This window comes from Pseudomonas sp. GV047, assembly GCF_003058245.1.
Classification (GTDB): domain Bacteria; phylum Pseudomonadota; class Gammaproteobacteria; order Pseudomonadales; family Pseudomonadaceae; genus Aquipseudomonas; species Aquipseudomonas marginalis.
Window position 1 is genome coordinate 216983 of record NZ_QCWA01000002.1, and the last position, 25378, is coordinate 242360.

The following is a 25378-nucleotide window of genomic DNA, read 5'->3' on the forward strand; positions in this document are numbered from 1 at the left end:
ACCCAATGTGTCTCAGGGATTGGGTTTCTTGAACACGTAGAACAGGTTCGGCTCGCTGACCAGATACAACGTGCCCTCGTCATCCATGGCGATCCCTTCGGCCTGGGGCACCCGTTTTTTCAGGCCATGGCGCCCATTGAGCAGAGACAGGCTGCTCAATGGGCGACCGTCGATATCCAGCTCCAGCACCAGGAACGACTCATCCGACAGCGCCAGCAAATGACCGCTGCGCTCGTCGTATTGCAGGCTCGACAGGTCGCGCACAAACAGCCCGGCATCGCGCTTGGGGTTGTTGATCACGTGCACCGAGTAGGTTTTTTCCGGTTTGAAATGGGGAAAGCCGTGGACCTCGTAGATCAGCATCGGGTCGCGTTCCTTGGCCACGAACAGGCGCTTGCCCACCGAGTCATAGGCCAACCCCTCAAACCCCTTGTTGCCCCCGACATGCAGGCCCAGGGTCATCTGTTCCGCATCGGCGGCGTCGAGGAATTGGGTATCGTCGTCCACATGCACCTTGATCAGCCGCTGCTGGCGTTCGTCGGTGATGACATAGATGTTGTCGCTGATAAATTCCACCGCCTCGGCATCACCAAACCCCACCAACGGGATGCGTCGCAGGATCTTGCCCTCAAGGGACAGCTCGATCAGCTCGGCATTTTTATTGGTGACGGTAAACAGGCTCTTGCGTACCGGGTCGTAGGTGAGGGCCGAGACATCGTCGTCGAGCCCTTCGATAACCTGGGCCTCAAGGGTCACTCGGTAATCCGCCAGGCCGATGGAGCGCTCGTCCGCCGGCTGACGCCAGGCCTGCCAGTTGAACCAGGCGCGCTCGAACAGGCGAAAATGCTGCGCAACCGCCCCGGCGCTGACCAGGGCGATCAACACCAGCATAAAAAGAATGGGTTTGGGGCGGGCAAATCGACGCATCGGGCGGTGCTCAAAGTCAAAAGTGGCGAATGAATATCACGCCTGTCTGAATTTAAACTTAAACGCACCCTGGTGTCTGGCGAATGCCGCTAATAGAGAAATATCCGACGTGATTCGTCTGTTATTTCTGCTTTTCGAAACGATAGAACAGGTTTGGCTCACTGACCATATAGAGCGTGCCGTCCTCATCCATGGTGACCCCCTCCGCACGGGGGATGGTGTTCTTGAGGCCGTTGAAGCCACCGAGCAGGGTCATGAAGCTGACTTGTTCACCCTTCTCGTCCAACTCCAGCAACAAGTGGGAGTCGGCCGATAACACCAGCAGATGGCCGGTGCGCGGGTCGATGGCCAGGGCCGAAAGGTTGCGCATGTCCAGCTCTTTGCTGGCCAGTTTCTGTTTATCGCCGACCAGGGTCTGGCTGCCGTCGCTTTTCCAGGTGAACAACGCCGGCGGCCGCTCTTCACCCAGCACAAATTGCTGATTGCGCTTGTCCCAGGTAAGCCCCTCGAACGCTTTGTTCTGATCCTTGGACGGGCCCAGGTCATAGCTCGGGAAGTCGGCCTTGTTCAATTGCTGGGTGGCAGCGTCGATCTTGACGATGGTCAGGTTGTGCTGGCGTTCGTCGACCACGGCCATCAGGCCATTTTCCATCACGGTCAAGCCTTCCGGGTTGTCCCAGCCATTGAGCGGCATCTTGCGCAATACGTCGCCTTGCAGGCTCAGCTCGACCAGGAACGGGTTTTTACCCATGACGGAAAACAGGGTTTTGGTCTGCGGGTTATAGGAGACGTCCGAGGCTTCGTCTTTCTCCATGCCCGGCAAAACCTTGGCGTCGATGACAACGTGATAGTCAGGCAACCACACACTTTCGCTGCGCTCGGCGGGCGTTTCAAAGCCCTCCAACAGCCACAGCACGCCGCGATCGTCCCAATGCATGGCCCAGGAAATGCCGTACACGATGGCACCCGCCAGAAATAGCCAGGAATACCAGCGCAAGGCAAAGCGAGAGCGCGGCTTGGGTGTGGCGGAAGGCAGGGACACGGCCATGGGGTGCTTTCCCGGAAAGTCAGCGGTAGGTGATAGCACAGGATCAATGGACCCGCGCGCAGGAGGCTGAGGATTATCCGGATGGGGTGTGAAAAAAATGCAAAAGCCGATGCACGAGATGGATTCGGACCCAATGTGGAAGGGGCAAGCCCCCTCCCACATCAGGTGCTTATCGAACGCTGCTTTCGAAGCGGTTTACGCCGGTCAATTCCAACACCAGGTCATCACCCACATTCAACGGGCCCACGCCGGCCGGGGTGCCGGTGAGGATCACGTCGCCGGCCTGCAGCGAGAAGCAGCCGGCCATGTACTGGATCATCGGCACGATCGGGTTGAGCATGCTCGCGCTGTTGCCGTCCTGGCGCACTTCGCCATTGATGGTCAGGCGAATGCCAATATCGGTCACGTCCGCGAAGGTGCTGCCGACCACGAACGGTGCAATCACCGCCGCGCCGTCGAAGGACTTGGCGATTTCCCACGGCAGGCCCTTGGCTTTCAGCTCGGATTGTTTGTCGCGCAGGGTCAGATCCAGGGCCGGGGCGAAGCCGGAGATGGCGTCCAGCACTTCTTCACGGCTGGGCTTGTTCGACAGCGGCTTGCCGATCAGCACCGCGATTTCCGCCTCGTAGTGCACCGAACCGCGCTCGGTCGGAATGCTGAAACCGCCTTCCAGCGGGACGACGCAACTGCCCGGCTTGATGAACAGCAACGGCTCGGTCGGCACCGGGTTATCCAGTTCCTTGGCATGTTCGGCGTAGTTACGCCCAATACACACCACTTTACCGACAGGAAAGTGGATATTGGTGCCGTCGACATACTTGTGCTGGTAGCTCATGAAACGACTCCTTCGGGGGCGGTTAAACAGCGAAGATCTTGCCAGGGTTCATGATCCCGTTCGGGTCGAACACTGCCTTCACTGCTTTCATGTATTCGATCTCAACCGGCGAGCGGCTGTAGGTCAGGTAATCACGCTTGGTCATGCCCACGCCGTGTTCGGCGGAAATCGAACCGTTGTACTTCTGAACGGTTTCGAACACCCACTTGTTCACGGTGGCGCACTTGGCGAAGAACTCATCCTTGCTCAGGTTTTCCGGCTTGAGGATGTTCAGGTGCAGGTTGCCGTCGCCGATATGGCCGAACCAGACGATTTCGAAGTCCGGGTAGTGTTCGCCGACGATCGCATCAATTTCCTTCAAGAACCCTGGTACTTTGGAGACGGTGACCGAAATATCGTTCTTGTAAGGCGTCCAGTGGGAAATGGTCTCGGAGATGTACTCGCGCAGTTTCCACAGGTTGTGCAACTGGGTTTCGCTCTGGCTCATCACGCCGTCCAGCACCCAGCCCTGCTCGACGCAGTGCTCGAAGGTTTCCAGGGCGTGGTTGGCGACTTCTTCGGTGGAGGCTTCGAATTCCAGCAGCGCGTAGAACGGGCACTCGGTCTCGAACGGCGCCGGCACATCGCCACGGCCGAGGACTTTGGCCAAGGCCTTGTCGGAGAAGAATTCGAAGGCGGTCAGGTCCAGCTTGCCCTGGAAGGCGTGCAGCACCGGCATGATCGAGTCGAAATCGGTGGTGCCGAGCACCATCGCGGTGAGGTTTTTCGGCGCACGGTCCAGGCGCATGGTGGCTTCGACCACAAAGCCCAGGGTGCCTTCGGCGCCGATAAACAGTTGGCGCATGTCATAGCCGGTGGCGTTCTTGATCAGGTCGCGGTTCAGCTCCAGCACATCGCCCTTGCCGGTGACGACTTTCATGCCGGCCACCCAGTTGCGAGTCATACCGTAGCGAATGACCTTGATCCCGCCGGCATTGGTGCCGATATTGCCGCCAATCTGGCTGGAACCGGACGACGCGAAGTCCACCGGGTAGTACAGGCCATTTTCTTCGGCGACGTTCTGCAATTGCTTGGTGACCACGCCCGGCTGGCACACGGCGGTGCGGTCGGTGAGGTTCACGTCGAGGATCTGGTTCATATAGTCGAACGAGACGACCACTTCGCCATTGGCCGCCACGGCAGCAGCCGACAGGCCGGTACGACCACCGGATGGCACCAGCGCCACCTTGTGCGCATTGGCCCAACGGACAATGGCCTGCACCTGCTCGGTGGTCTTGGGGAACACGATGGCGGTCGGCGCGGGCGCGAAGTGCTTGGTCCAATCCTTGCCGTAAGCCTCCAGGGAGTCGGCGTCGGTCAGCACTTTGCCGGGCTCAACCAGGGTCTTTAGCTCATCAATCAGGGCAGGATGGGTCATCGACAGAACTCTCGAACAATTCATGGTCATCCTGAGAACGCTTCACGTCGCAGGAATAGGTGTTTAGCGGGGCGCGTATGCTAGCATACCGCCCCCGCAGGACAGAGCCCAAGGGCGTTTCTGCGGTGACGGCTTTCCTGCCGTCCGGGTCAGCTTAAGCGATCCGATTCCCTGCCATTTTTCTCCGGGATACAGGTTTACGCAGATGAGCAAGACTTCTCTCGATAAGAGCAAGATCAAGTTCCTTCTTCTGGAAGGCGTCCACCCATCGGCCGTCGACGTACTGAAGGCCGCCGGGTACTCCAGCATTGAGTACATCACCAGTTCTCTGCCGGAAGCCCAGCTCAAGGAAAAGATCGCCGACGCGCACTTTATCGGCATTCGCTCCCGTACTCAGCTGACCGAAGAGATCTTCGATCACGCCAAGAAACTCGTGGCGGTCGGCTGTTTCTGCATCGGCACCAACCAGGTCGACCTCGACGCAGCGCGCGAGCGCGGCATTGCAGTGTTCAACGCCCCGTACTCCAACACCCGTTCCGTGGCGGAGCTGGTGCTGGCCGAGGCCATCCTGCTGCTGCGCGGTATCCCTGAGAAGAACGCTTCCTGCCACCGTGGCGGCTGGATCAAGAGCGCGGCCAACTCCTTCGAAATCCGGGGCAAGAAGCTGGGTATCGTCGGTTACGGCTCGATCGGCACGCAACTGTCGGTACTGGCCGAAGGCCTCGGCATGCAGGTGTTCTTCTACGACACCCTGACCAAGCTGCCATTGGGCAACGCCACCCAGGTGTCGAGCCTGACCGAGCTGCTGGGCATGTCCGACATCGTCACCCTGCACGTTCCGGAAACCGCCGAGACCCAGTGGATGATCGGCGAGAAGGAAATCCGCGCCATCAAGAAAGGCGGCATCCTGATCAACGCTGCACGGGGCACCGTGGTCGAGCTGGACGCCCTGGCCGACGCGATCAAGGACAAGCACCTGATCGGCGCCGCAATCGACGTGTTCCCGGTGGAGCCACGCTCCAACGACGACATCTTCGAAAGCCCGCTGCGTGGCCTGGACAACGTGATCCTGACCCCGCACATCGGTGGTTCCACTGCCGAAGCCCAAGCCAACATTGGCCTGGAAGTGTCGGAGAAGCTGGTCAAGTACAGCGACAACGGTACCTCGGTCTCGTCCGTCAACTTCCCGGAAGTGGCCCTGCCGGCTCACCCTGGCAAGCACCGCCTGCTGCACATCCACCAGAACATCCCTGGGGTGATGATGGAAATCAACAAGGTCTTCGCGGAAAACGGCATCAACATCTCCGGTCAGTTCCTGCAGACCAACGAGAAGGTCGGCTACGTGGTGATCGACGTCGACGCCGAGTACTCGGACCTGGCGCAAGAGAAGCTGCAACACATCAACGGCACTATCCGTAGCCGCGTGTTGTTCTAACGCTGCAAACGCTGCATAAAAAATGGGAGACCCGCAGGGGCCTCCCATTTTTTTGTCTGAACAAATCTTACTTGACGTTAACCGTGATCACTTTCGAGGCTACAGTGGGCTCGAATTGGCGATGCACGTTGTCGCCTGCGACCAGTTGCAGGGTGTGCTTGCCTGGAGCCAGGGTCAGTTCGGTTTCAGTCTGCGCCTTACCGAAGTGAATCGACGTGGCGGTGGCTGGGATGGCCTCATCAGCCTTCAGCGACTGTACATCCTGGTCTACCAGCAGATGATGGTGGCCGGCGTTTGGTACTTGCTTGTCGATCGGCTCAAGGTCCAGGCCCTTGACGCCGAATTTGACGGTGAAGGTTTTGTCGACGGTCGCGCCATCCTTGGGCGAGACGATAAACACCTCAGCTCCCTTGGGCGCGGGGGTACGCGGAACATCGGCGGCATTCGCCAACATCGAGGCACCCAGCAACAGGCTGGCAATGGTTGCACGGGACAATAGGGCTTTCATTCGCTTCTCCAGTTTTTCCATGAAATCTGTAGGGTTCTGACAACTTCGCGACAAATTGCTGTCCAAGGCACTCACCACCATAGCAAAGCGATGCTGAACGGCGCCTCGCACATTCGAATTCTTTAGGAGTGACCATGCGCTTTTCGCCTGGCCTGTTACTGTTGCTGCCCCTTCTGAGCCCTCTGGCTCATGCCGAACTGATCGACGATGTAAACGATCGCGGCGAACTCCGCATCGCCCTTGAAGCCAACACACCACCGTACAATTTCAAGGAAGGCGACAAACTCACCGGCTTTGAAGTCGAGCTGGGTGAATTGCTGGCAAAGGAAATGGACGTGCGCCCCTCGTTTATCACCACCGATGACGCCGACATGCTGCCGGGGGTCTCAACCGGCAAATACGATGTGGCCATCAACCATGTCGCTATGACTGCCGAGCTTAAGGATCAGTTCGATTTCAGCGAGGCTTATCACGACAAGCCTGAGCTGGCGATCCCGTTCCAGAAGGGCAACCCGGCCTTCAAGACCAGCCTGGACGGTGCGCTGAAGCGGGTGAAGGACGATGGCCGTTTAAAGGCGCTCTCCCAGAAGTGGTTCGAGGACCAGGCCCCTACAGGCGCGCCAACGCCAGTGCCGCCGCAGGCAACTCCAGCTCACTGAACACCTGCACGCCATGGCGCTTGAGCAGCGCCGCCGTTACGCCTTCGCCACTGACCTTGACACCGGTGAAAGTGCCGTCATAGGTCAGCAGGTTGCCGCAGGACGGACTATTGGCCTTGAGAATGGCGATGCGGATGTGATGGCGCTGCACCAACGCCAAGGCTTGCCGGGCGCCGTCGAGGAAGGCGGCGCTGAAGTCTTCGCCCTCGGCCGTCAGCACCTGGGCGCGGCCTTCCCAGACATCGATGCCCTGCCCACCTGGAATCTCGGCGGAGGGCCTGGGCGTCGGCAGACCGCCCGACACTTCCGGGCAGATCGCAACCACGCGCCCTTCAGCCTGCCACGCCGCCAGTTGATCGAACGGCCCGCTGGCCCCACCGTCGTAGCGCACCTTGTGGCCAAGCAGGCAGCGGCTGATCAGAATCTTTTGCATGGTTAGAACGGCTCGTTACCGCGCCGACGGAACCACCCGGTGAGGGACAGGCGCTCGCGCGTAGCCGGCAAGACTTCGTGGGGCACCTCGCCCGACAGGAACACCACCAGGCATCCACCGCTGGGCACCACGTCGTATTCGACGCCGTCCTTGAGGTACATGCGCAGCTGGCCACCGTGCTCGGGCAACCAGGCGTCGTTCAAGTAGATCACCGCCGAAACCATGCGCCGATCATCGTCGCGGAACCGGTCCAGGTGCCTGAGGTAAAACGCGCCGGGGGGATACATGGCGAAGTGGCTTTCGAAATCCTCAAGGCCGAGGAACAAACCACGGTTCATCGCCAGGCGCAGCGTGTCCATCAACGCCATATAGCTGTCGCAGACCGCCGCGTCGCCCTCCTCCAGCCACTGGATATGGTCACCACGAATGCCCTCGCGAATCTCCTGGGCCGGCCCACGTCCCACGGCCGCCGGGGCCAGTTCACCCTCGGCCGCACGTTTACGGCACTCAGCCGCCAGTTCCAGGGTCAGAGCCTGGGGCAGGAAGCCGTTCTGCTGCGACCAGCCTTTTTCGGCCAGGTCATCGACGATGCGTTGCAGCAGGGGGTGATCGAGGGGTATTTGCATGGCGCGCATAGTATCCATACGCCTGTGAATCCGACAGAGCCGCCGAGCGTCTGAATACACTTTAGTCAGCTGACTGATAGGACTTCTCGACAAATCCTACGCCCGACACGGACAATAGTGGCCGACTGACAGGAGTCCATATGCGTCGTTTGTTTTTTTCCTTGCTGATGTTCTGCGTTTTGCCCGCCTGGGCAGACGGCCATGACCAGTTGTACAAGGTCGCCGGCTGGGCCGAACAACGTGCGCATTTCAATGACGCCCTCAGTGCTGCCCAGCAACGCTACCGTAACAGCCTGCCGCCGGCGGTGTACCAGGCGCTGGTGGACAACAGCAACAAGCGCTTTGCCGCCCAGGCCATGGACCAGCGCGCCGAAGCCCAGCTACGCAAGCACCTGGCAGACCCTGCGCCGGCCCTGGCGTTTTTCCAATCGCCCCTGGGCCGCAAGGTCGTTGCGGCCGAGTTACTGGCCACGCGCCGTGACCAGTTGGCAAAAAACGCCCAAGGCCTGCCGCACATCGAGGCTGACGCCACCCGCAGCCTGATCATCGGCCACCTGGCCCAGGCCCTGCCCGCCCGCGAAGCCGGGGCGGAGGTGAGCCTGGCGATCGCCGGCGTGGCCGCCGACAGCTTGAGCCAGATGATCCCCGGCCTGCTGGGTGGCGGCCAGGCCCAAGGCATGCTGAATGGCCAGCGCGAGCGACTGATGCAACAGATTGGCAATGACCTGAACAACACTCTGCTGTACGTCTATCGGGATTTGTCCGACCCGGAGCTGGAGGAGTTCGCGACGTTTGCAGAGTCACCGGAAGGTAAGGCGTATTACCAGGCGGCGCTGGCGGCGATTCGCGCAGGTCTGGCAGTCGGCCAGAGCACTTCAAGCCTGACACAGTAATAAAATGTGGGAGGGGGCTTGCCCCCGATGGCAGTGGGTCAGCTACAGATAAGCTGACTGATGCACCGCTATCGGGGGCAAGCCCCCTCCCACATTTGGATTGTGTTATTTCAAATGGTCTGTCAAATACCGGAAGTACTCTTCACGAATCTCAGGAGTCTCATTCGCCAAGTGATGCCGGCCGCGCGACAGCATCAACACCTCGGGCTGGTCGAACTTGCCCCGCAGCACCTGCAAGTTGTGCTGCCAATCCACCGTCATGTCTTCCTCACCCTGCACAATCACCGGCCGCCGAGGGCTGCGTGGCGCGGCTTCGATGCGTTTGATCCAGCGCGCCAGGGCGCCTACCCAGGCGGTGGGCAGTTGCCGGGGTTGCAGCGGGTCGGCTTCCAGGAACGGCTTGAACGCCGGGTCGTGAGTGTTCTCGCTGAAGCGCCGGGCGATGCCTTTGACGAACGGGCGCAGCAGGTAATAGCTGACCTGCGACCATCCCCACGCACGCGGCCGCACCAGCGGTGAGAGCAGGAAGGTCTTGCCTTGCGCCGGACTGGTAGCGCCATGGTTGAGCAAGTGGTCCACCACCACCGCGCCGCCGGTGCTTTGCCCGAACAAGTGCCAGGGCTGCGGCAATTGCAGCGCTTGGGCCTGGGCGAACAGTGCCTGCACCACATCCTGGTACACGGCAAAATCATCGATGCTGGCGCGCACGCCGCTGGACAAGCCATGGCCCGGCAAATCGCAGGCGATTACCACAAAGCCCTGGTCCAAGGCCCAGTCCACCACGTGGCGATACAGGCCCATATGGTCGTAGAAGCCGTGGAACATAAACATCGTCGCCACCGGCACGGGCGGCCACCACACCTGGGCGACCACCTCGAACCCAGCCACCTCGAAACGCCCCAGCCGACTCACTGTCGGCACTTTGCGTGCACTCAGGTCCAGTCCGTAGAAACGCTGGTAGACCCGTGCTTCGGCTGAAAGCGGTTGCGCATCCACCAGGGGCCGCAGGCTTTCGCGAAGGTGATCAGGGTCAAAGGTCACAGGCATAAAGGCTTCCAGACTTGCGGCGAAGATGAATATCGAGCTGCGATATTCATCTGTCAGGACAAGCATGGCAAGCTACGCGACCTGCGAGGATAGATCCGAATGCGACAGCCTTACCGTAACGCCCTGTTCGCCAGCCTGATCCTGATCATCTGCGCCGGTGTGCTGTGGACAGCGTATGACTGGTTCCAGGGCCGCTACCTGCGCGCCTTCAGCGAACACACCGCGGTATTCTCCGGCGACGCCCTGCGCCTGCCCGCCGAACTCAGCGGCCCCGGGCCGATCCGCCTGGTGCATTTCTGGGATCCGGCGTGCCCGTGCAATGTCGGCAACCAGCAGCACCTGGGCGAGTTGATAGAGCAATACGCGCCCCAGGGCGTCGAGTTCTATGCCCTGCAAAAAGCCGGCAGCCACGGCCAGTTGCCCGATAACCTGCGCAAGATGAAAACCCTCACCGCCCTGCCCGGCGCCGACCAGGTGCCGGCCAGCCCCGCCGTGGGCATCTGGGACCGCACCGGCAAGCTCGCGTATTTCGGGCCCTACAGCGAAGGGCTGACGTGTAACGCCAGTAACAGTTTTATCGAGCCGATCCTGAAAGCCCTTGAAGCCGGCCGAGACGTGAACGCCACGCACACCCTGGCGGTGGGCTGCTATTGTTCGTGGTCAAAAGATGAGTAGCCCGCCACCCCACTCTTGGTAAGGAATGTTCATGAAGCGCGTCCTGCAGGTTCTTGCGGTTCTGCTGGTGCTGATCGGCCTCGGAGCGGGCTGGTACGTCTACAGCAAGCAACCCACCCGCCAGGGCACGGTTGAACTGGCCAACCTGCAAGGCTCGGTCACCGTGCGCTACGACGACCGTGGCGTGCCGCATATTCGCGCCGAGAACGAGACCGACCTGTACCGCGCCCTGGGCTACGTGCATGCCCAGGACCGCCTGTTCCAGATGGAGATCATGCGCCGCCTGGCCCGTGGCGAACTGGCCGAGGTGCTCGGGCCGAAGCTGCTGGAGACCGACAAGCTGTTCCGCAGCCTGCGCATTCGCGACCGCGCCGCCACCTACGTGGCCCAGCAGGACCATGAATCGGCGCACTGGAAGGCCCTGCAGGCCTATCTGGACGGGATCAACCAGTATCAGGACAGCCACGCCCGCCCGATGGAGTTCGACGTGCTGGGCATCCCCAGGCGCGCGTTTACCGCCGAGGACACCATCAGCGTCGCCGGGTACATGGCCTACAGTTTTGCCGCTGCGTTTCGTACCGAGCCCTTACTGACTTACGTCCGCGACCAACTGGGCAGCGACTACCTGAACGTCTTCGACCTCGACTGGCAACCCAAGGGCGCCCTCAACCTGGCCGACAGTGACTGGAAAACCCTCGGCGCCCTCGCCGCGCTGAGTGAGCAGGCCCTGGCCGACAACGGCTTGCCGCAGTTCGAGGGCAGCAACGCCTGGGCCATCAGTGGCAGTCGCACCAAGAGCGGCAAACCGCTGCTGGCGGGTGACCCGCATATTCGCTTCTCGGTGCCGTCGGTGTGGTACGAGGCGCAGCTGTCGGCGCCGGGCTTCGAGCTGTATGGCTATCACAACGCGCTGGTACCCGTAGCGTTCCTGGGGCACAACCTGGATTTCGGCTGGAGCCTGACCATGTTCCAGAACGACGACCTCGACCTGATCGCCGAAAAGGTCAACCCGGACAACCCCAACCAGGTCTGGTACCACGGCCAGTGGGTCGACATGACCCGCAGCGAGCAACAGATCGCCGTCAAAGGCCAGGCACCGGTCAGCCTCACCCTGCGCCAGTCACCCCACGGCCCGATCGTCAATGACGTGCTCGGCGACAGCGGCGGCAAGACGCCGATTGCCATGTGGTGGGCGTTCCTCGACACCCAGAACCCGATCCTCGAAGGTTTCTACCAGCTCAACCGCGCCGACACGTTGGCCAAGGCCCGTACGGCGGCGGCAAAGGTGTCCGCACCGGGGCTGAATATCGTGTGGGCCAATGCCAGGGGCGATATCGGCTGGTGGGCAGCGGCACAGTTGCCGATTCGCCCGGCAGGTACCCACCCAGGGTTTATCCTCGACGGCAGCACCGCCGAGGCCGACAAGCTGGGCTTCTACCCCTTCAGCGCCAACCCCCAGGAAGAAAACCCGGCGCGGGGCTATGTGGTGTCGGCCAATGCCCAGCCGGTGTCGCCCACCGGCATGGAAATCCCCGGCTATTACAACCTCGCCGACCGGGGCCAGCAGTTGAACGCGCAGTTGAGCGACAAGAGAGTGAAGTGGGATGTGACCAACAGCCAGGCCCTGCAACTGGGCACCACCACCGCCTTCGGCCCGCGCCTGCTGGCGCCGCTGTTGCCGGTGCTGCGCGAGGTGGTCACGGACCCGGCGCAGTTGAAGCTGGTGGAACAGCTGGCCGGCTGGAAGGGTGACTACCCGCTGGATTCCACCAGCGCCACGCTGTTCAACCAGTTCCTGTTCAACCTCGCCGACGCGGCCTTCCACCCGAAGCTGGGTGACGGGATGTTCAAGACCCTGCTCACCACCCGCGTGATCGACGCCGCCCTGCCCCGCCTGGCTGCCGACCCGGCCTCGCCCTGGTGGGACGGCAAGCGCGCCGACACCGTCAAACGGGCCTGGGACAATAGCCTCGCGCACCTCAAGGCCACCTTCGGCGATGACCCGACACAATGGCATTGGGGCAAGGCCCATACCCTGACCCACGGCCATCCGCTGGGCTCGCAGAAACCCTTGGACCTGATCGTCAACGTCGGGCCGTTCCCGGCCCCCGGCACCCATGAAGTGCCGAACAACCAGTCGGCCGTCATCGGCCCCGCGCCCTGGCCGGTGACCTACGGCCCGTCCACCCGCCGCCTGATCGACTTTGCCGACGTGGCCCACGCCCTCACCATCAACCCGGTGGGGCAAAGCGGCGTGCCGTTCGACAAGCACTATGGCGACCAGGCCGAGACCTATATCGAAGGGGGTTACGAGCAGGCGCATTTCAGTGATGAGGAAGTCACGGCCAATACCCGCGGCACGCTGAAACTGCTGCCGGCGCGATAGCCCCTTGGAAATCGGTCAACCTGTGGAAGGGGCTTAGACCGGTGCCGCAAAATTGAGCCGGAACTGTTGCGGCGTCACACCCAGCCGGCGGTTGAACACGCTGCGCATGTGCTGGGCATCGCGAAACCCGCATTGATAGGCCACGGTTTTCAGCGGCGCATGCGTGCTTTCGAGCATCACCCGCGCAGCATCCACCCGCGCCCGTTCGACAAACTCCGCTGGCGTAATCCGCGCCTCACGGGCAAACACCCGGGAGAAGTTGCGCGCGCTCATGTTGGCGGCCTTGGCCAGGTCGGCGATGGTCAGGTCGCCGGTCAGGTTCGCCAATACGTATAACTGCACCAGCGCCACCGCCGAGGTGGTTTCGGCGTGGGGCGTGAGGAACGGGCTGAACTGCGACTGCCCGCCGGAACGCTGGGTGAACACCACCAGGCGCTTGGCCACGCTCAACGCCACTTCAGGGCCGTGGTCCTGGGCCAGCAGGTACAGCGACAGGTCGATGCCTGCGGTGACGCCCGCCGAGGTGTAGAGATTGCCATCCTGTACGTAGAGGCGGTCGGCTTCGATCTGGGCCGAGGGGCACAGACGCGCCAGGTCGGCGGCGTCGTTCCAATGAGTGGTGACGGTTTTTCCGTCCAGCAATCCGGCGCGCGCCAGCATGAAGGCCCCGTTGCAGATTGAGCCAAACCGTCGCGCCCGGGCGGTGGCGCCACGCAGCCAATCATCGAACGGAGCGCCGAAGTCCTCGAAGGGTAACTGCGGGCCGCCCGCGACCAGCAGCAGGTCATAGGCCTGCAGGGCTTCGCTGTAATGATTATGGGCCTGGAGTGACAGGCCATTGGAAGCCGCCATCGTGCCGTGGCCTAAACCTATCACTTCCAACTGGTAATGATCTTCAGGCACCAGAAAGCGGTTGGCCTCGTAGAACACGTCCATGGGACCGGTCACATCCAGTGACTGGACGCCGGGGAAGATCAGGATCGCGACGGTCTTGTGCATGCTCACAGACACCTTTTTCTAGCGGAATAAAATGCAAACCCTGTGGGAGGGGGCTTGCTCCCGATGGCGCTGTATCAGTCAGCAGATGCAGTGCCTGGTACTCAGCAATCGGGAGCAAGCCCCCTCCCACACTGGGATTTTCGCAGGCTTCCAGAGTGATATCGCCCGCTACACCCTAGTCGATTTCTGCTTGGCACGATGTGTCGGCACATTGGCCGGGATCGCGCTCTCACCGCGATGGTCGCTGCACCGACCAGCGACCAAACTGACTGCTTTCCAGAGGAGAACCACCATGACCACCACCATCGCCGGTATCAAGATCCCGGACAGCGCCCTGGCCAGGGCCACCACCGAATACATCCGCGACATTGAGTCCGACCTGCTCTACCACCACTCCCGCCGGGTGTTTCTGTTCGGCGCATTGAGCGGTGAGCGCAAGCAACTGGCCTACAACCCGGAACTGCTCTACGTCGGCGCCATGTTCCATGACCTGGGCCTGGTGGCAGGCCATCGCAGTGATGACCAGCGTTTCGAAGTGGACGGCGCCAACGCCGCCGCGGCCTTCCTCAAGCCTTACGGGCTGAGCGACGACGATATCGAACAGGTGTGGCTGTCTATCGCCCTGCACACCACGCCGGGCGTGCCGCAGCACCTGCGCCCGACCGTGGCATTGGTGACCGCCGGTGTGGAAATGGACGTGCTGGGCATGGACTACGCCGCGTTCAGCAGCGTGCAGCGCGAAGCCGTGGTGCATGCGCATCCACGCGGTGAAGGGTTCAAGGAGTGCATCATCTGCGCGTTTGCCGACGGCTTGCGCCATCGCCCGCAGACCACGTTCGGCAACGTGAAGACCGATGTGCTGGTGGATCAGGAACCGGGGTTCAAGCCGATGAATTTTGTCGAGGTGATTCGCAAGTCGCCGTGGGCTGCATAGCCAATCTGGAATGCGGTCAAAACTGTGGGAGGGGGCTTGCCCCCGATTGCTGAGTGTCAGTCACTGCATCTATTGACTGACCCACCGCCATCGGGAGCAAGCCCCCTCCCACATTTGGACCGCACAGACCTTTAGACCGGCGCTGGAGCCCGACGCTTGTCCGGCTGCTGCCAGCCATCGGCAGCAGCTTCTTCAATCGCCTGCTGGATCGCTTTCTTGCGCATTTCTTCGGCACGCCGGCTGAAGAACCACACCAGGAAGGTCACCAGCGACACTGCCAGCAGAATCAGGCTGGCCACGGCGTTGATTTCGGGTTTAACCCCCAGGCGTACCGCCGAGAACACTTCCATCGGCAACGTCGTCGAACCCGGCCCCGACACGAAGCTGGCCAGTACCAGGTCATCCAGGGACAGTGCGAACGACATCATGCCGCCCGCCGCCAGCGACGGCGCGATCATCGGGATGGTGATCAGGAAGAACACCTTCCACGGCCGTGCACCCAGGTCCATCGCCGCCTCTTCGATCGACAGGTCCAGCTCACGCAGGCGCGCCGATACCACCACCGCCACATAAGCGGCACAGAACGTGGTGTGGGCGATCCAGATGGTGACGATGCCACGCTCCTGAGGCCAGCCGATCATCTGCGCCATGGCCACGAACAGCAGCAGCAGCGACAGACCGGTGATCACTTCCGGCATCACCAACGGCGCGGTCACCAGGCCGCCGAACAGCGTGCGGCCCTTGAACTGGCTGATGCGCGTCAGCACAAACGCCGCCAACGTACCCAGGGCCACGGCGGCCACCGCCGTGTAGCAGGCGATTTCCAGGGAACGTGCCACCGAGCCCATCAACTGGGTATTGTCCAACAGGCCCACGTACCACTTGATCGACCAACCGCCCCACACCGTCACCAGCTTGGATTCGTTGAACGAGTAGATCACCAGGATCAGCATCGGCAGGTAGATGAACAACAACCCCGCCACCAGCATGAAGCTTGAGAAACTGACGCGCTTCATATCTTGCCCTCCATCTCTTTGGCTTGGCTGCGGTTAAACAGAATGATGGGCACGATCAGGATCGCCAGCATCACTACCGCCAGGGCAGACGCCACCGGCCAGTCACGGTTGTTGAAGAATTCTTGCCACAACACTTTACCGATCATCAGGGTTTCCGGGCCGCCGAGCAGTTCCGGGATCACGAACTCGCCCACCACCGGGATAAACACCAGCATGCAGCCGGCGATGATGCCGTTCTTGGACAGCGGCACGGTGATTTTCCAGAAGCTGTTGAAGGTGCTCGAACCCAGGTCCGATGCGGCTTCCAGCAGGCTCTGGTCATGCTTCACCAGGTTGGCGTACAGCGGCAGGATCATGAACGGCAGGTACGAATACACCACGCCGATATACACCGCGATGTTGGTGTTGAGGATCTGCAGCGGTTCGTTGATCAACCCCATGGACATCAGGAAGCCATTGAGCAGGCCGTTGTTGCTGAGGATGCCCATCCACGCATACACGCGGATCAGGATCGCGGTCCAGGTCGGCATCATGATCAGCAGCACCAGCACGGTCTGCATCTCTTTGCGCGCGGTGGCAATGGCATAGGCCATCGGGTAGCCGATCAGCAGGCACAGCAGCGTGCTGAAGAACGCCATCTTCAGCGAGCCCAGGTACGCCGCGATGTACAGCTCATCACCTGCCAGCAAACTGTAGTTGGCCAGGTTCAGCACCACCTGCAGCTTCTGCTCGACGTAGGTGTAGATCTCGGTGTACGGCGGGATCGCCACGTCGGCTTCGGCGAAGCTGATTTTCAGGACGATGAAAAATGGCAAGGCGAAAAACAGGAACAGCCACAGGAACGGAATCCCGATGACCACCTGCTTGCCGCTGGGGACGATGCGGTGCAAGCGCCGCTTGAGCTTCTTCATGTTCATGTGCGCAGTACCACGCCGCTATCGTCTTCCCACCACACGTAGACCTGGTCACCCCAGGTTGGGCGCTGGCCACGGCGTTCGGCGTTGGCGACGAAGGACTGCACCAGCTTGCCGCTTGGCAGCTCGACGTAGAACACCGAGTGGCCGCCCAGGTAGGCGATGTCGTGCACCTTGCCGCTGGACCAGTTGTGCTCGCAGGTCGGCATTTCGGTGGTGACCAACAGTTTTTCCGGGCGGATGGCATAGGTCACCGACTTGTCTTCCACCGAGGTCGCGATGCCGTAGCCCACGTAGATGTCGCGGTCCAGGTCCGGGCACTTGAGCACCGCGTGACCTTCGGCGTCATCCACCACCTGGGTGTCGAAGATGTTGACGTTACCGATGAATTCGCACACCAGGCGGCTGGTCGGCGTCTCGTAGATGTCGATCGGGCTGCCGATCTGGGCGATCCAGCCCAGGTGCATGATCGCGATGCGCTCGGCCATGGTCATGGCCTCTTCCTGATCGTGCGTCACCATCACGCAGGTCACGCCGACGCGCTCGATGATCTCCACCAGTTCCAGTTGCATCTGCGAGCGCAGCTTCTTGTCGAGGGCGCCCATGGGCTCATCGAGCAGCAGCAGTTTCGGGCGCTTGGCCAGGGAGCGGGCCAGCGCCACCCGCTGACGCTGGCCACCGGACAACTGGTGCGGCTTGCGCTTGGCGTACTGGCTCATCTGGACCAGCTTGAGCATTTCGGCCACGCGGGCATCGACCTCGGCCTTGGGGATCTTGTCCTGTTGCAGGCCGAACGCAATGTTCTGCGCCACGGTCATGTGGGGGAACAAGGCGTAGGACTGGAACATCATGTTGATCGGCCGCTCGTAGGGCGGCATGTCGGTGATGTCCACGCCGTCGAGGTAAATCCGACCTTCTGTCGGGCGCTCGAAGCCTGCGAGCATGCGCAGCAGGGTGGACTTGCCCGAACCCGAACCGCCGAGCAAGGCGAAGATCTCGCCTTTCTTGATTTCCAGGGACACATCGTCCACGGCAATCGTCTCGTCGAACTTCTTCGTGACCCGGTCGATTTTGACCAGCACCTTTTTCGGTGTCTGGTCGCCCTCGAGGGCTTTCTTATAGGCGCCGGAGGCAACTGCCATTTACGAAACTCCCAAAAAAAAGAGTGCAGTTCGCCCGAAGCGGGCGAACCTTGGATAGTTTGAGCCTTACTTGCCCGTCTTGACCTTGGTCCAGCTACGGGTCATTAGACGTTGCACTTTCGGGGGTAGCTCGAAGTTGACGAATGTCCGGTCGAGAACCGCCTGCGGTGGGTAAACCGCTTCGTCGGTGCGTATCGATTGCTCCATCAGTTTGTCCGCCCCTGGGTTAGGGTTGGCGTAACCGACGGTGTCACTGACCTGGGCGATCACCTCAGATTGCAGTAAATAGTTGATGAAGGCGTGGGCTTCCTTGATGTTGGTGGCGTCCTTGGGGATCGCCAGCACGTCAAACCACAGGTTGCCGCCTTCCTTCGGAATTGCGTAGGCGATGTTCACGCCTTTGCCCGCTTCGCTTGCACGAGCCTTGGCCTGGAATACATCGCCGGAGAACCCGGCGGCCACGCAGATGTTGCCGTTGGCCAGGTCGGAGATGTATTTGGAAGAATGGAAGTAGGTCACGTAGGGCCGCACTTTGAGCAGCTTTTCCTCGGCCTTCTTGTAGTCTTCAGGGTTGGTGCTGTTAGGGTCCAGACCCATGTAGTTGAGCACCGCCGGCAGCATTTCATCCGCCGAGTCCATGAACGACACACCGCAGGTGGCCAGTTTCTTCATGTTTTCCGGTTCGAACAGCACGGCCCAGGAGTCGATCTTGTCGACACCCAGCACTTCCTTCACTTTGTCGACGTTGTAACCGATGCCGTTGGTACCCCACAGGTACGGCACGGCGTACTGGTTGCCCGGGTCGTTCTTCTCCAGGCGCTTGAGCAGCACAGGGTCCAGGTTGGCGTAATGAGTCAGCAGCGACTTATCGAGTTTCTGGAACGCCCCGGCCTTGATCTGCTTGCCAAGGAAGTGGTTGGACGGCACTACCACGTCATAGCCGGTACGCCCGGCCAGTAACTTGCCTTCCAGGGTTTCGTTGGAATCAAACACGTCATACACGGGTTTGATGCCGGTGGCCTTTTCGAAGTTGGCCAGGGTGTCGGGACCGATGTAATCCGACCAGTTATAAATATGCACGGTCGGTGCGGCCTGCACGCTGACAGCCAGCGTGAGACCTGCACCTACCAGCAAGGCTTGGCGAAACAAAGAAATTGGCAAGTGGAGGTCCTCTTAAATAGTTGGGCCCAAAGTTGTTGCCCGGCAACAAAACCGGCGCGCAACTTACCCTCGATAAACCGATCCGGCAAAACTTTCTGTCATTTATTTGTTTCATTAACCACCGCGGGCTGCGCGGTGGTTAACGAAGGCCGGTTTATTTACCGGATTTGATCTTGGTCCAGCTGCGTGTCATTTCACGCTGGGTCGCAGCCGGCAAGTCCGCAATGGCGTAGAGCTTGGCTTGCACATCCGCTGGCGGGTAGATGCCCGGGTCATTGGTGATGTCTTTGTCGACCAGTGCGGTGGCCTTCTCGTTACCGTTCGGGAAACGCACGCTGTTGGTGATCGAAGCCATGACTTCCGGCCTGAGCAGGTAGTTCATGAACTTATAAGCGGCATCGACGTTTTCGGCATCTTTAGGGATGGCGACCATGTCGAAGAAGCTACCGGCACCTTCTTTCGGAATGTCGTAGGCCACCTTGACCTTGCCACCGGCTTCAGCCGCGCGGGACTTGGCCTGCTGGATGTCACCCGAGTAACCCACGGCTACGCAGATGTTGCCGTTGGCCAGGTCGGAGATGTACTTGGACGAGTGGAAGTAGCCGATCGAAGGACGGATTTTCAGGAACAGGTCTTCGGCTTGCTTGAGGTCGGCCTTCTTCTGGCTGTCGGTTGGCAGGCCCAGGTAATGCAGCGCGATCGGCAGCATTTCGGTCGGCGAGTCGAGGAAGCTCACGCCGCAGCTTTTGAGCTTGGCGATGTTTTCAGGCTTGAGCAGCACGTCCCACGAATCGATCTTGTCCACGCCCAGCGCGGCCTTGACCTTGTCCGGGTTGTAGCCGATGCCGATCGAACCCCACATGTACGGGAAAGCGTGCTTGTTGTCCGGGTCGCTGACCGACACGGCTTTAAGCAGGGAGGTGTTCAGATTGCCATAGTTGGACAGCTTGGACTTGTCCAGCTCCTGGTAGACACCGGCCTTGATCTGCTTGGCGAGGAAGTTGTTCGACGGTACGACGATGTCGTAGCCGGACTTGCCTGCCAGCAACTTGGCTTCGAGTGTCTCGTTGCTGTCAAAAACGTCGTACACCACTTTAATGCCCGACTCTTTTTCAAAGTTGGCGATGGTGTCCGGTGCAATGTAGTCGGACCAGTTGTAGACGTGCAGCACTTTATCGTCGGCCTGGACCGCGCCCGCCATTGCGCCCATCAGGGACAAGGCGAGGAGGGTCTTGCCAGCGTTCTTCAAACCTAATGCCTTCATTTGGTGATGCTCCAATTTTTCTTTTTTGGGCCACGTTCTTTTATGTTCAGCGACCCTTCCAGAGGGCAGCAAAACAGGGCGACAGTCTGGCAAGTTCAGGGGCCGGCTTTCAACCAAAGCCCCTGCATTTATAACTGCCCGGTGCGCTGCGCACTGAGCCTAGCACTTAGCCCTGCAATGCCGCCAAAGTCAGGTCCAGGCACTGACGAGCCTTGGTCACCAGTTCGTCGATTTCAGCCTTGCTGATCACCAGAGGCGGCGAAATGATCATGGTGTCGCCCACGGCGCGCATGATCAGGCCATTCTCGAAGCAGAAGGTTCGGCAGATCATGCCTACGCCCCGGCCCTCGTAACGCTTGCGCGTCGCCTTGTCCTGAACCAGCTCAATTGCACCGAGCATGCCGACACCGCGCACTTCACCCACCAACGGGTGATCCGCCAGCTCCCGCAGACGTTTCTGCAAATACGGTGCCGTTTCGTCGTGGACGCGGTTAACGATTTTTTCATCGCGCATGATGCGGATGTTTTCCAGGGCCACGGCCGCAGCCACCGGGTGACCGGAGTAGGTGAAACCGTGGTTGAAATCACCGCCTTCGTTGAGCACGGCCACCACGTCGTCGCGCACGATCAGGCCGCCCATGGGGATGTAGCCCGAGGTCAGGCCCTTGGCGATGGTCATCATATGGGGCTTGAGGTCGTAGAAATCGCTACCGAACCACTCACCGGTACGGCCGAAACCGCAAATCACTTCGTCGGCCACAAACAGGATGTCGTACTTGGCAAGGATTTCCTTGATGCGCGGCCAGTAGCTGTCCGGCGGCACGATCACGCCACCGGCGCCCTGGATCGGCTCGGCAATAAAAGCACCGACATTGTCCACGCCCAGCTCGAGGATCTTCTCTTCCAGTTGGTTGGCGGCCCAGATCCCGAACTCTTCAGGACTCATGTCGCCGCCTTCGCCGAACCAGTACGGCTGGGCGATATGGACGATGCCCGGGATCGGCAAGTCGCCCTGTTCATGCATATAGGTCATGCCGCCCAGGCTGGCGCCAGCCACGGTGGAGCCGTGGTAGCCATTCTTGCGGCTGATGATGGTTTTCTTGTTCGGCTGGCCCTTGATCGCCCAATAGTGGCGGACCATGCGCAACATGGTGTCGTTGCCTTCGGAGCCGGAACCGGTGAAGAACACATGGTTCATGCCGGCAGGCGCGATGTCGGCAATCGCCTTGGCCAGCTCCAGTACAGGTGGGTGAGCGGTCTGGAAGAACAGGTTGTAGTACGGCAGTTCTTTCATCTGCCTGGCGGCGGCGTTGGCCAGTTCATCGCGACCGTAACCGATCGCCACGCACCAAAGGCCGGCCATGCCGTCGAGGATCTTGTTGCCTTCGCTGTCCCACAGGTAAACGCCGTGGGCTTTGGTGATGATCCGTGGGCCTTTCTCTTTCAATTGCTTGAAGTCGCTGAACGGCGCCAGGTGGTGATCACTGCTCAAGGCTTGCCATTCACGGGTTTGCGGGTTGTTGCTGGACATACCAATCTCCTAGACTTTTCAGTGAAGGGCGCACGGGTTGCCCCGTGCGCCCGGCGCATCAGACGGCGAAGAGCAGGAATTCCCGCTCCCACGAACTGATCACGCGCTTGAAGTTTTCATGCTCGGCCCGCTTGACCGCGACGTAGCCTGTGATGAATTTCTGACCCAGGTATTTCTCGATGGTCTTGCTGTTTTCCATGCGTTCCAGGGCGTCTTCGATGGTCAACGGCAGGCGCAGGTTGCGGCGCTCGTAACCACGCCCCACCACCGGGGCGCTGGGGTTATGGCCTTCGACCATGCCGATGTAGCCACACAGCAGGCTGGCGGCAATCGCCAGGTACGGGTTGGCGTCGGCGCCCGGCAGGCGGTTTTCCACGCGACGGTTCTGCGGGCCGGCATCCGGTACGCGCAGGCCGACGGTGCGGTTTTCTTCGCCCCACTCCACGTTCACCGGCGCCGAGGTGTCGGGCAGGAAGCGGCGGAACGAGTTCACGTTGGGGGCAAACAGCGGCAGCAACTCAGGGATGAACTTCTGCAGGCCGCCAATGTGGTTGAGGAACAGCTGGCTCATGGTCCCGTCTTCATTGGAGAAGACGTTCTTGCCGGTGGCGATGTCGATGATGCTCTGGTGCAGGTGCATGGCGCTGCCCGGCTCGCCGGTCATCGGCTTGGCCATGAAGGTGGCCGCCACGTCGTGCTTGAGCGCGGCTTCACGCATGGTGCGCTTGAACACCAGGATCTGGTCCGCCAGGGACAGGGCATCGCCGTGACGGAAGTTGATTTCCATCTGCGCCGTGCCGTCTTCATGGATCAGGGTGTCGAGGTCCAGCTCCTGCAGCTCGCACCAGTCGTAGACGTCTTCGAACAGCGGGTCGAATTCGTTGGCGGCTTCTATAGAGAAGGACTGGCGGCCGGTCTCCGGGCGCCCGGACCGACCGATCGGCGGTTGCAGCGGGAAGTCCGGGTCTTCGCAGCGTTTGGTCAGGTAGAACTCCATCTCCGGCGCCACGATGGGCTGCCAGCCTTTGTCGGCGTAGAGCTTGAGGACTTTCTTGAGCACGTTGCGCGGCGACAGCTCGATCGGGTTGCCTTGCTTGTCGTAGGTGTCGTGGATCACCTGGGCGGTCGGCTCGATGGCCCAGGGCACCAGGAACACCGCGTTCTGGTCGGGGCGGCAGATCATGTCGATGTCTGCCGGGTCGAGCAATTCGTAATAGATGTCGTCTTCGACATAGTCGCCGGTCACGGTCTGCAACAGAACGCTCTCGGGCAGGCGCATGCCTTTTTCGGCGATGAACTTGTTGGTCGGCGAGATCTTGCCCCGGGTGATACCGGTCAGGTCGCCAATCATGCATTCGACTTCTGTGATCTTGTGGTCTTTCAACCAATCGGTGAGCTGGTCGAGGTTGTTACTCATAAATGCCTCTGGGCTGGGTTTCCTGGCATCCATTAAAGGCCAGGCGTTGGTTGACGCAGCATCCGCGTCGTTTTTTCGTTCAGGGTAGGAGCTTACCTGCCATTTGCTGCAGCGTTGCATTCCTCAAGCCAAAGTCGTGCAGAATCATGAGCGGTCGCGCGGATGGCAGCCGGTCAGTGGCAGTCGAGGAGGCAAAAAAGAGAGCGGATGGGCCGTCAAGAATATTGGCCGGTGCGTGGGCATTCACGCGGGACGAACGGACTGCGGACAAAGCCTGGCTGAAGCAGGCTGAGACGCCGATTGGCGGCAGGCGAGACATGAAGCACCCCGGTATTATTGCTGTTATGGGTTTGAATCGAGCTTAGCCTTGTTCATTTTTTTACACAACACCCCCGTAAAAAATACAACACGGCCCGCTCAAGCCTGCGAGTCCCAAGCCGGTCAAACCGAAAAAACCGCCCCAAAAAGCCCCAAAAGTGCGGTCACGGCGCTTTTTTAGGGCAAAAAAGGCCTCGCTTGACTTCGGCATGCCGTTCGGGTTGACTGAAACCAGAAAAGATCAATGATTGATATTTTTAACAACAAAGGTGTTGCATCATGTCGGTACCCCCGCGTGCCGTTCAGCTTAACGAAGCGAACGCGTTCCTTAAGGATCATCCTGAGGTTCTGTACGTAGACCTTCTAATTGCGGATATGAATGGTGTGGTGCGCGGTAAGCGCATCGAACGCACCAGCCTCCACAAGGTTTACGAGAAGGGCATTAACCTGCCTGCCTCTTTATTTGCCCTGGATATCAATGGCTCGACGGTGGAAAGCACCGGCCTGGGCCTGGACATCGGTGATGCTGACCGAATCTGTTATCCGATCCCTGACACCCTGTGCAATGAACCCTGGCAAAAGCGCCCTACCGCGCAACTGCTGATGACCATGCACGAACTTGAAGGTGAACCTTTCTTCGCCGATCCGCGCGAAGTGCTCCGCCAAGTTGTAAGCAAGTTTGACGACCTCGGTCTGACCATCTGCGCCGCCTTCGAGCTTGAGTTCTACCTGATCGACCAGGAGAACGTGAACGGCCGCCCACAACCGCCCCGCTCGCCGATCTCCGGCAAACGCCCGCACTCGACACAGGTCTACCTGATCGACGACCTCGACGAATACGTCGACTGCCTCCAGGACATCCTGGAAGGTGCCAAAGAGCAAGGCATCCCGGCCGACGCCATCGTCAAGGAAAGTGCCCCGGCGCAGTTCGAAGTGAACCTGCACCACGTGGCCGACCCGATCAAGGCCTGCGACTACGCAGTGCTGCTCAAGCGCCTGATCAAGAACATCGCCTACGACCATGAGATGGATACCACCTTCATGGCCAAGCCTTACCCAGGCCAGGCAGGCAACGGTTTGCACGTACACATCTCGATCCTGGACAAGGACGGCAAGAACATCTTTGCCAGCGAGGATCCCGAGCAGAACGCCGCATTGCGTCACGCGATCGGCGGTGTGCTCGAGACCCTACCCGCCCAAATGGCGTTCCTGTGCCCTAACGTCAACTCCTACCGTCGTTTCGGCGCACAGTTCTACGTGCCGAACTCGCCGTGCTGGGGCCTGGACAACCGCACCGTGGCGATTCGCGTACCGACCGGCTCGTCCGACGCCGTACGTATCGAACACCGTGTGGCCGGTGCCGACGCCAACCCTTACCTGCTGATGGCTTCGGTCCTTGCAGGCGTGCACCACGGCCTGACCAACAAGATCGAGCCGGGCGCACCCGTGGAAGGCAACAGCTACGAGCAGAACGAACAGAGCCTGCCGAACAACCTGCGCGATGCCCTGCGCGAGTTGGACGACAGCGAGGTGATGGCCAAGTACATCGATCCTAAATACATCGATATCTTCGTCGCCTGTAAGGAAAGTGAGCTGGAAGAGTTCGAACACTCCATCTCCGACCTTGAGTACAACTGGTACCTGCATACCGTCTAAACGACGGCTGCATTGACTGTGGTGCGGGCTTGCCCCGCGCTGGGCTGCGTAGCAGCCCCAAACACAGACGCCGAGTTCTTTCTGAAGGAACTCGGCGTTTTTTATGGGGGCCGCTTCGCAGCCCAGCGCGGGGCAAG

General features: G+C 60.5%; 23 protein-coding genes. 7 read left to right on the plus strand and 16 right to left on the minus strand.

The window, feature by feature from the left end:
* Positions 1-12: 12 nt before the first annotated feature.
* From C8K58_RS06220 to C8K58_RS06235, 4 genes are all read right to left on the minus strand, one after another.
* Positions 13-927 (minus strand): SdiA-regulated domain-containing protein, encoded by a 915-nt coding sequence (locus tag C8K58_RS06220; protein ID WP_027608420.1) that lies wholly within the window; start codon positions 925-927, stop codon positions 13-15.
* 121 nt (positions 928-1048) lie between these two features.
* Positions 1049-1975: an SdiA-regulated domain-containing protein gene (locus C8K58_RS06225; RefSeq protein WP_027608419.1), complete on the minus strand. Its 927-nt coding sequence runs from the start codon at positions 1973-1975 to the stop codon at positions 1049-1051.
* Positions 1976-2144: 169 nt separating this feature from the next.
* The gene (locus C8K58_RS06230; protein WP_027608418.1) at positions 2145-2810 is read right to left on the minus strand and encodes a fumarylacetoacetate hydrolase family protein; all 666 of its coding nucleotides are present in this window, start codon (positions 2808-2810) and stop codon (positions 2145-2147) included.
* A 22-nt stretch (positions 2811-2832) separates the two neighbouring features.
* Positions 2833-4227 (minus strand): FAD-binding oxidoreductase, encoded by a 1395-nt coding sequence (locus tag C8K58_RS06235; protein ID WP_108573410.1) that lies wholly within the window; start codon positions 4225-4227, stop codon positions 2833-2835.
* Between the two features lie 205 nt (positions 4228-4432).
* Between C8K58_RS06235 and serA the strand changes: the two genes are divergently transcribed.
* Complete coding sequence (serA, locus tag C8K58_RS06245; protein ID WP_027608416.1) at positions 4433-5662, plus strand: phosphoglycerate dehydrogenase; 1230 nt, start codon at positions 4433-4435, stop codon at positions 5660-5662.
* Between the two features lie 67 nt (positions 5663-5729).
* Here serA and C8K58_RS06250 read toward each other — a convergent pair whose 3' ends face one another.
* A complete protein-coding gene (locus C8K58_RS06250) occupies positions 5730-6170 on the minus strand; it encodes a DUF4399 domain-containing protein (RefSeq protein ID WP_027608415.1) in 441 nt (146 codons plus the stop codon).
* 134 nt (positions 6171-6304) lie between these two features.
* Here C8K58_RS06250 and C8K58_RS06255 point away from each other — a divergent pair, with 134 nt between their 5' ends.
* Positions 6305-6829 carry a transporter substrate-binding domain-containing protein gene (locus tag C8K58_RS06255; RefSeq protein ID WP_051429424.1) on the plus strand — a complete coding sequence of 175 codons (525 nt, stop codon included), beginning with the start codon at positions 6305-6307 and terminating at the stop codon, positions 6827-6829.
* On the opposite strand, the gene C8K58_RS06260 is transcribed toward C8K58_RS06255, so the two are convergent.
* On the minus strand, positions 6780-7262 hold the full coding sequence (locus C8K58_RS06260) for a DUF523 domain-containing protein (protein WP_027608414.1): 483 nt from the start codon (positions 7260-7262) through the stop codon (positions 6780-6782). The two genes, C8K58_RS06255 and C8K58_RS06260, sit on opposite strands and share 50 nt — an antisense overlap.
* A 2-nt stretch (positions 7263-7264) precedes the next feature.
* Positions 7265-7897, minus strand: a complete 633-nt coding sequence (locus C8K58_RS06265; protein ID WP_027608413.1) for a 2OG-Fe(II) oxygenase — start codon at positions 7895-7897, stop codon at positions 7265-7267.
* A gap of 131 nt (positions 7898-8028) precedes the next feature.
* On the opposite strand from C8K58_RS06265, the gene C8K58_RS06270 reads away from it, so the two are divergent.
* Positions 8029-8781 carry a DUF2059 domain-containing protein gene (locus C8K58_RS06270; protein ID WP_027608412.1) on the plus strand — a complete coding sequence of 251 codons (753 nt, stop codon included), beginning with the start codon at positions 8029-8031 and terminating at the stop codon, positions 8779-8781.
* A gap of 105 nt (positions 8782-8886) precedes the next feature.
* On the opposite strand, the gene C8K58_RS06275 is transcribed toward C8K58_RS06270, so the two are convergent.
* A complete protein-coding gene (locus tag C8K58_RS06275; RefSeq protein WP_108573412.1) occupies positions 8887-9828 on the minus strand; it encodes an alpha/beta hydrolase in 942 nt (313 codons plus the stop codon).
* A 99-nt stretch (positions 9829-9927) separates the two neighbouring features.
* On the opposite strand from C8K58_RS06275, the gene C8K58_RS06280 reads away from it, so the two are divergent.
* Positions 9928-10503, plus strand: coding sequence for a DUF6436 domain-containing protein (locus C8K58_RS06280; RefSeq protein WP_027608410.1), 576 nt, complete (start codon positions 9928-9930; stop codon positions 10501-10503).
* 31 nt (positions 10504-10534) lie between these two features.
* A complete protein-coding gene (locus C8K58_RS06285; protein WP_108573414.1) occupies positions 10535-12889 on the plus strand; it encodes a penicillin acylase family protein in 2355 nt (784 codons plus the stop codon).
* 33 nt (positions 12890-12922) lie between these two features.
* Here C8K58_RS06285 and C8K58_RS06290 read toward each other — a convergent pair whose 3' ends face one another.
* The gene (locus C8K58_RS06290) at positions 12923-13888 is read right to left on the minus strand and encodes a GlxA family transcriptional regulator (RefSeq protein ID WP_065948772.1); all 966 of its coding nucleotides are present in this window, start codon (positions 13886-13888) and stop codon (positions 12923-12925) included.
* Positions 13889-14180: 292 nt separating this feature from the next.
* On the opposite strand from C8K58_RS06290, the gene C8K58_RS06295 reads away from it, so the two are divergent.
* On the plus strand, positions 14181-14822 hold the full coding sequence (locus C8K58_RS06295) for an HD domain-containing protein (RefSeq protein ID WP_027608407.1): 642 nt from the start codon (positions 14181-14183) through the stop codon (positions 14820-14822).
* A 131-nt stretch (positions 14823-14953) separates the two neighbouring features.
* On the opposite strand, the gene C8K58_RS06300 is transcribed toward C8K58_RS06295, so the two are convergent.
* The 7 genes from C8K58_RS06300 to C8K58_RS06330 all read right to left on the minus strand — a co-directional run bounded on the left by C8K58_RS06300 (position 14954) and on the right by C8K58_RS06330 (position 23267).
* Entirely contained in the window at positions 14954-15838 is an 885-nt protein-coding gene (locus C8K58_RS06300) for an ABC transporter permease subunit (RefSeq protein WP_015886412.1), read from the minus strand.
* Complete coding sequence (locus C8K58_RS06305) at positions 15835-16755, minus strand: ABC transporter permease subunit (protein ID WP_027608406.1); 921 nt, start codon at positions 16753-16755, stop codon at positions 15835-15837. Before C8K58_RS06305 ends, C8K58_RS06300 begins: the two co-directional genes overlap by 4 nt.
* The gene (locus C8K58_RS06310) at positions 16752-17894 is read right to left on the minus strand and encodes an ABC transporter ATP-binding protein (RefSeq protein ID WP_027608405.1); all 1143 of its coding nucleotides are present in this window, start codon (positions 17892-17894) and stop codon (positions 16752-16754) included. Before C8K58_RS06310 ends, C8K58_RS06305 begins: the two co-directional genes overlap by 4 nt.
* A 66-nt stretch (positions 17895-17960) precedes the next feature.
* Positions 17961-19055, minus strand: coding sequence for a polyamine ABC transporter substrate-binding protein (locus tag C8K58_RS06315; protein WP_027608404.1), 1095 nt, complete (start codon positions 19053-19055; stop codon positions 17961-17963).
* A gap of 154 nt (positions 19056-19209) precedes the next feature.
* Positions 19210-20304, minus strand: a complete 1095-nt coding sequence (locus C8K58_RS06320) for a polyamine ABC transporter substrate-binding protein (RefSeq protein ID WP_108573585.1) — start codon at positions 20302-20304, stop codon at positions 19210-19212.
* Positions 20305-20485: 181 nt separating this feature from the next.
* Entirely contained in the window at positions 20486-21850 is a 1365-nt protein-coding gene (locus tag C8K58_RS06325) for an aspartate aminotransferase family protein (RefSeq protein WP_092355757.1), read from the minus strand.
* 58 nt (positions 21851-21908) lie between these two features.
* Positions 21909-23267, minus strand: a complete 1359-nt coding sequence (locus C8K58_RS06330) for a glutamine synthetase family protein (protein ID WP_003176780.1) — start codon at positions 23265-23267, stop codon at positions 21909-21911.
* 597 nt (positions 23268-23864) lie between these two features.
* On the opposite strand from C8K58_RS06330, the gene C8K58_RS06340 reads away from it, so the two are divergent.
* Complete coding sequence (locus tag C8K58_RS06340; protein ID WP_003213894.1) at positions 23865-25241, plus strand: glutamine synthetase family protein; 1377 nt, start codon at positions 23865-23867, stop codon at positions 25239-25241.
* Positions 25242-25378 lie beyond the last annotated feature (137 nt).

Excerpts from the sequence above, each read along its gene's own strand:
- C8K58_RS06220 (WP_027608420.1), bottom strand. The coding sequence starts at position 927 with ATGCGTCGATTTGCCCGCCCCAAACCCATTCTTTTTATGCTGGTGTTG.
- C8K58_RS06225 (WP_027608419.1), bottom strand. The coding sequence starts at position 1,975 with ATGGCCGTGTCCCTGCCTTCCGCCACACCCAAGCCGCGCTCTCGCTTT.
- C8K58_RS06230 (WP_027608418.1), bottom strand. The coding sequence starts at position 2,810 with ATGAGCTACCAGCACAAGTATGTCGACGGCACCAATATCCACTTTCCT.
- C8K58_RS06235 (WP_108573410.1), bottom strand. The coding sequence starts at position 4,227 with ATGACCCATCCTGCCCTGATTGATGAGCTAAAGACCCTGGTTGAGCCC.
- serA (WP_027608416.1), top strand. The coding sequence starts at position 4,433 with ATGAGCAAGACTTCTCTCGATAAGAGCAAGATCAAGTTCCTTCTTCTG.
- C8K58_RS06250 (WP_027608415.1), bottom strand. The coding sequence starts at position 6,170 with ATGAAAGCCCTATTGTCCCGTGCAACCATTGCCAGCCTGTTGCTGGGT.
- C8K58_RS06255 (WP_051429424.1), top strand. The coding sequence starts at position 6,305 with ATGCGCTTTTCGCCTGGCCTGTTACTGTTGCTGCCCCTTCTGAGCCCT.
- C8K58_RS06260 (WP_027608414.1), bottom strand. The coding sequence starts at position 7,262 with ATGCAAAAGATTCTGATCAGCCGCTGCCTGCTTGGCCACAAGGTGCGC.
- C8K58_RS06265 (WP_027608413.1), bottom strand. The coding sequence starts at position 7,897 with ATGCGCGCCATGCAAATACCCCTCGATCACCCCCTGCTGCAACGCATC.
- C8K58_RS06270 (WP_027608412.1), top strand. The coding sequence starts at position 8,029 with ATGCGTCGTTTGTTTTTTTCCTTGCTGATGTTCTGCGTTTTGCCCGCC.
- C8K58_RS06275 (WP_108573412.1), bottom strand. The coding sequence starts at position 9,828 with ATGCCTGTGACCTTTGACCCTGATCACCTTCGCGAAAGCCTGCGGCCC.
- C8K58_RS06280 (WP_027608410.1), top strand. The coding sequence starts at position 9,928 with ATGCGACAGCCTTACCGTAACGCCCTGTTCGCCAGCCTGATCCTGATC.
- C8K58_RS06285 (WP_108573414.1), top strand. The coding sequence starts at position 10,535 with ATGAAGCGCGTCCTGCAGGTTCTTGCGGTTCTGCTGGTGCTGATCGGC.
- C8K58_RS06290 (WP_065948772.1), bottom strand. The coding sequence starts at position 13,888 with ATGCACAAGACCGTCGCGATCCTGATCTTCCCCGGCGTCCAGTCACTG.
- C8K58_RS06295 (WP_027608407.1), top strand. The coding sequence starts at position 14,181 with ATGACCACCACCATCGCCGGTATCAAGATCCCGGACAGCGCCCTGGCC.
- C8K58_RS06300 (WP_015886412.1), bottom strand. The coding sequence starts at position 15,838 with ATGAAGCGCGTCAGTTTCTCAAGCTTCATGCTGGTGGCGGGGTTGTTG.
- C8K58_RS06305 (WP_027608406.1), bottom strand. The coding sequence starts at position 16,755 with ATGAACATGAAGAAGCTCAAGCGGCGCTTGCACCGCATCGTCCCCAGC.
- C8K58_RS06310 (WP_027608405.1), bottom strand. The coding sequence starts at position 17,894 with ATGGCAGTTGCCTCCGGCGCCTATAAGAAAGCCCTCGAGGGCGACCAG.
- C8K58_RS06325 (WP_092355757.1), bottom strand. The coding sequence starts at position 21,850 with ATGTCCAGCAACAACCCGCAAACCCGTGAATGGCAAGCCTTGAGCAGT.
- C8K58_RS06330 (WP_003176780.1), bottom strand. The coding sequence starts at position 23,267 with ATGAGTAACAACCTCGACCAGCTCACCGATTGGTTGAAAGACCACAAG.
- C8K58_RS06340 (WP_003213894.1), top strand. The coding sequence starts at position 23,865 with ATGTCGGTACCCCCGCGTGCCGTTCAGCTTAACGAAGCGAACGCGTTC.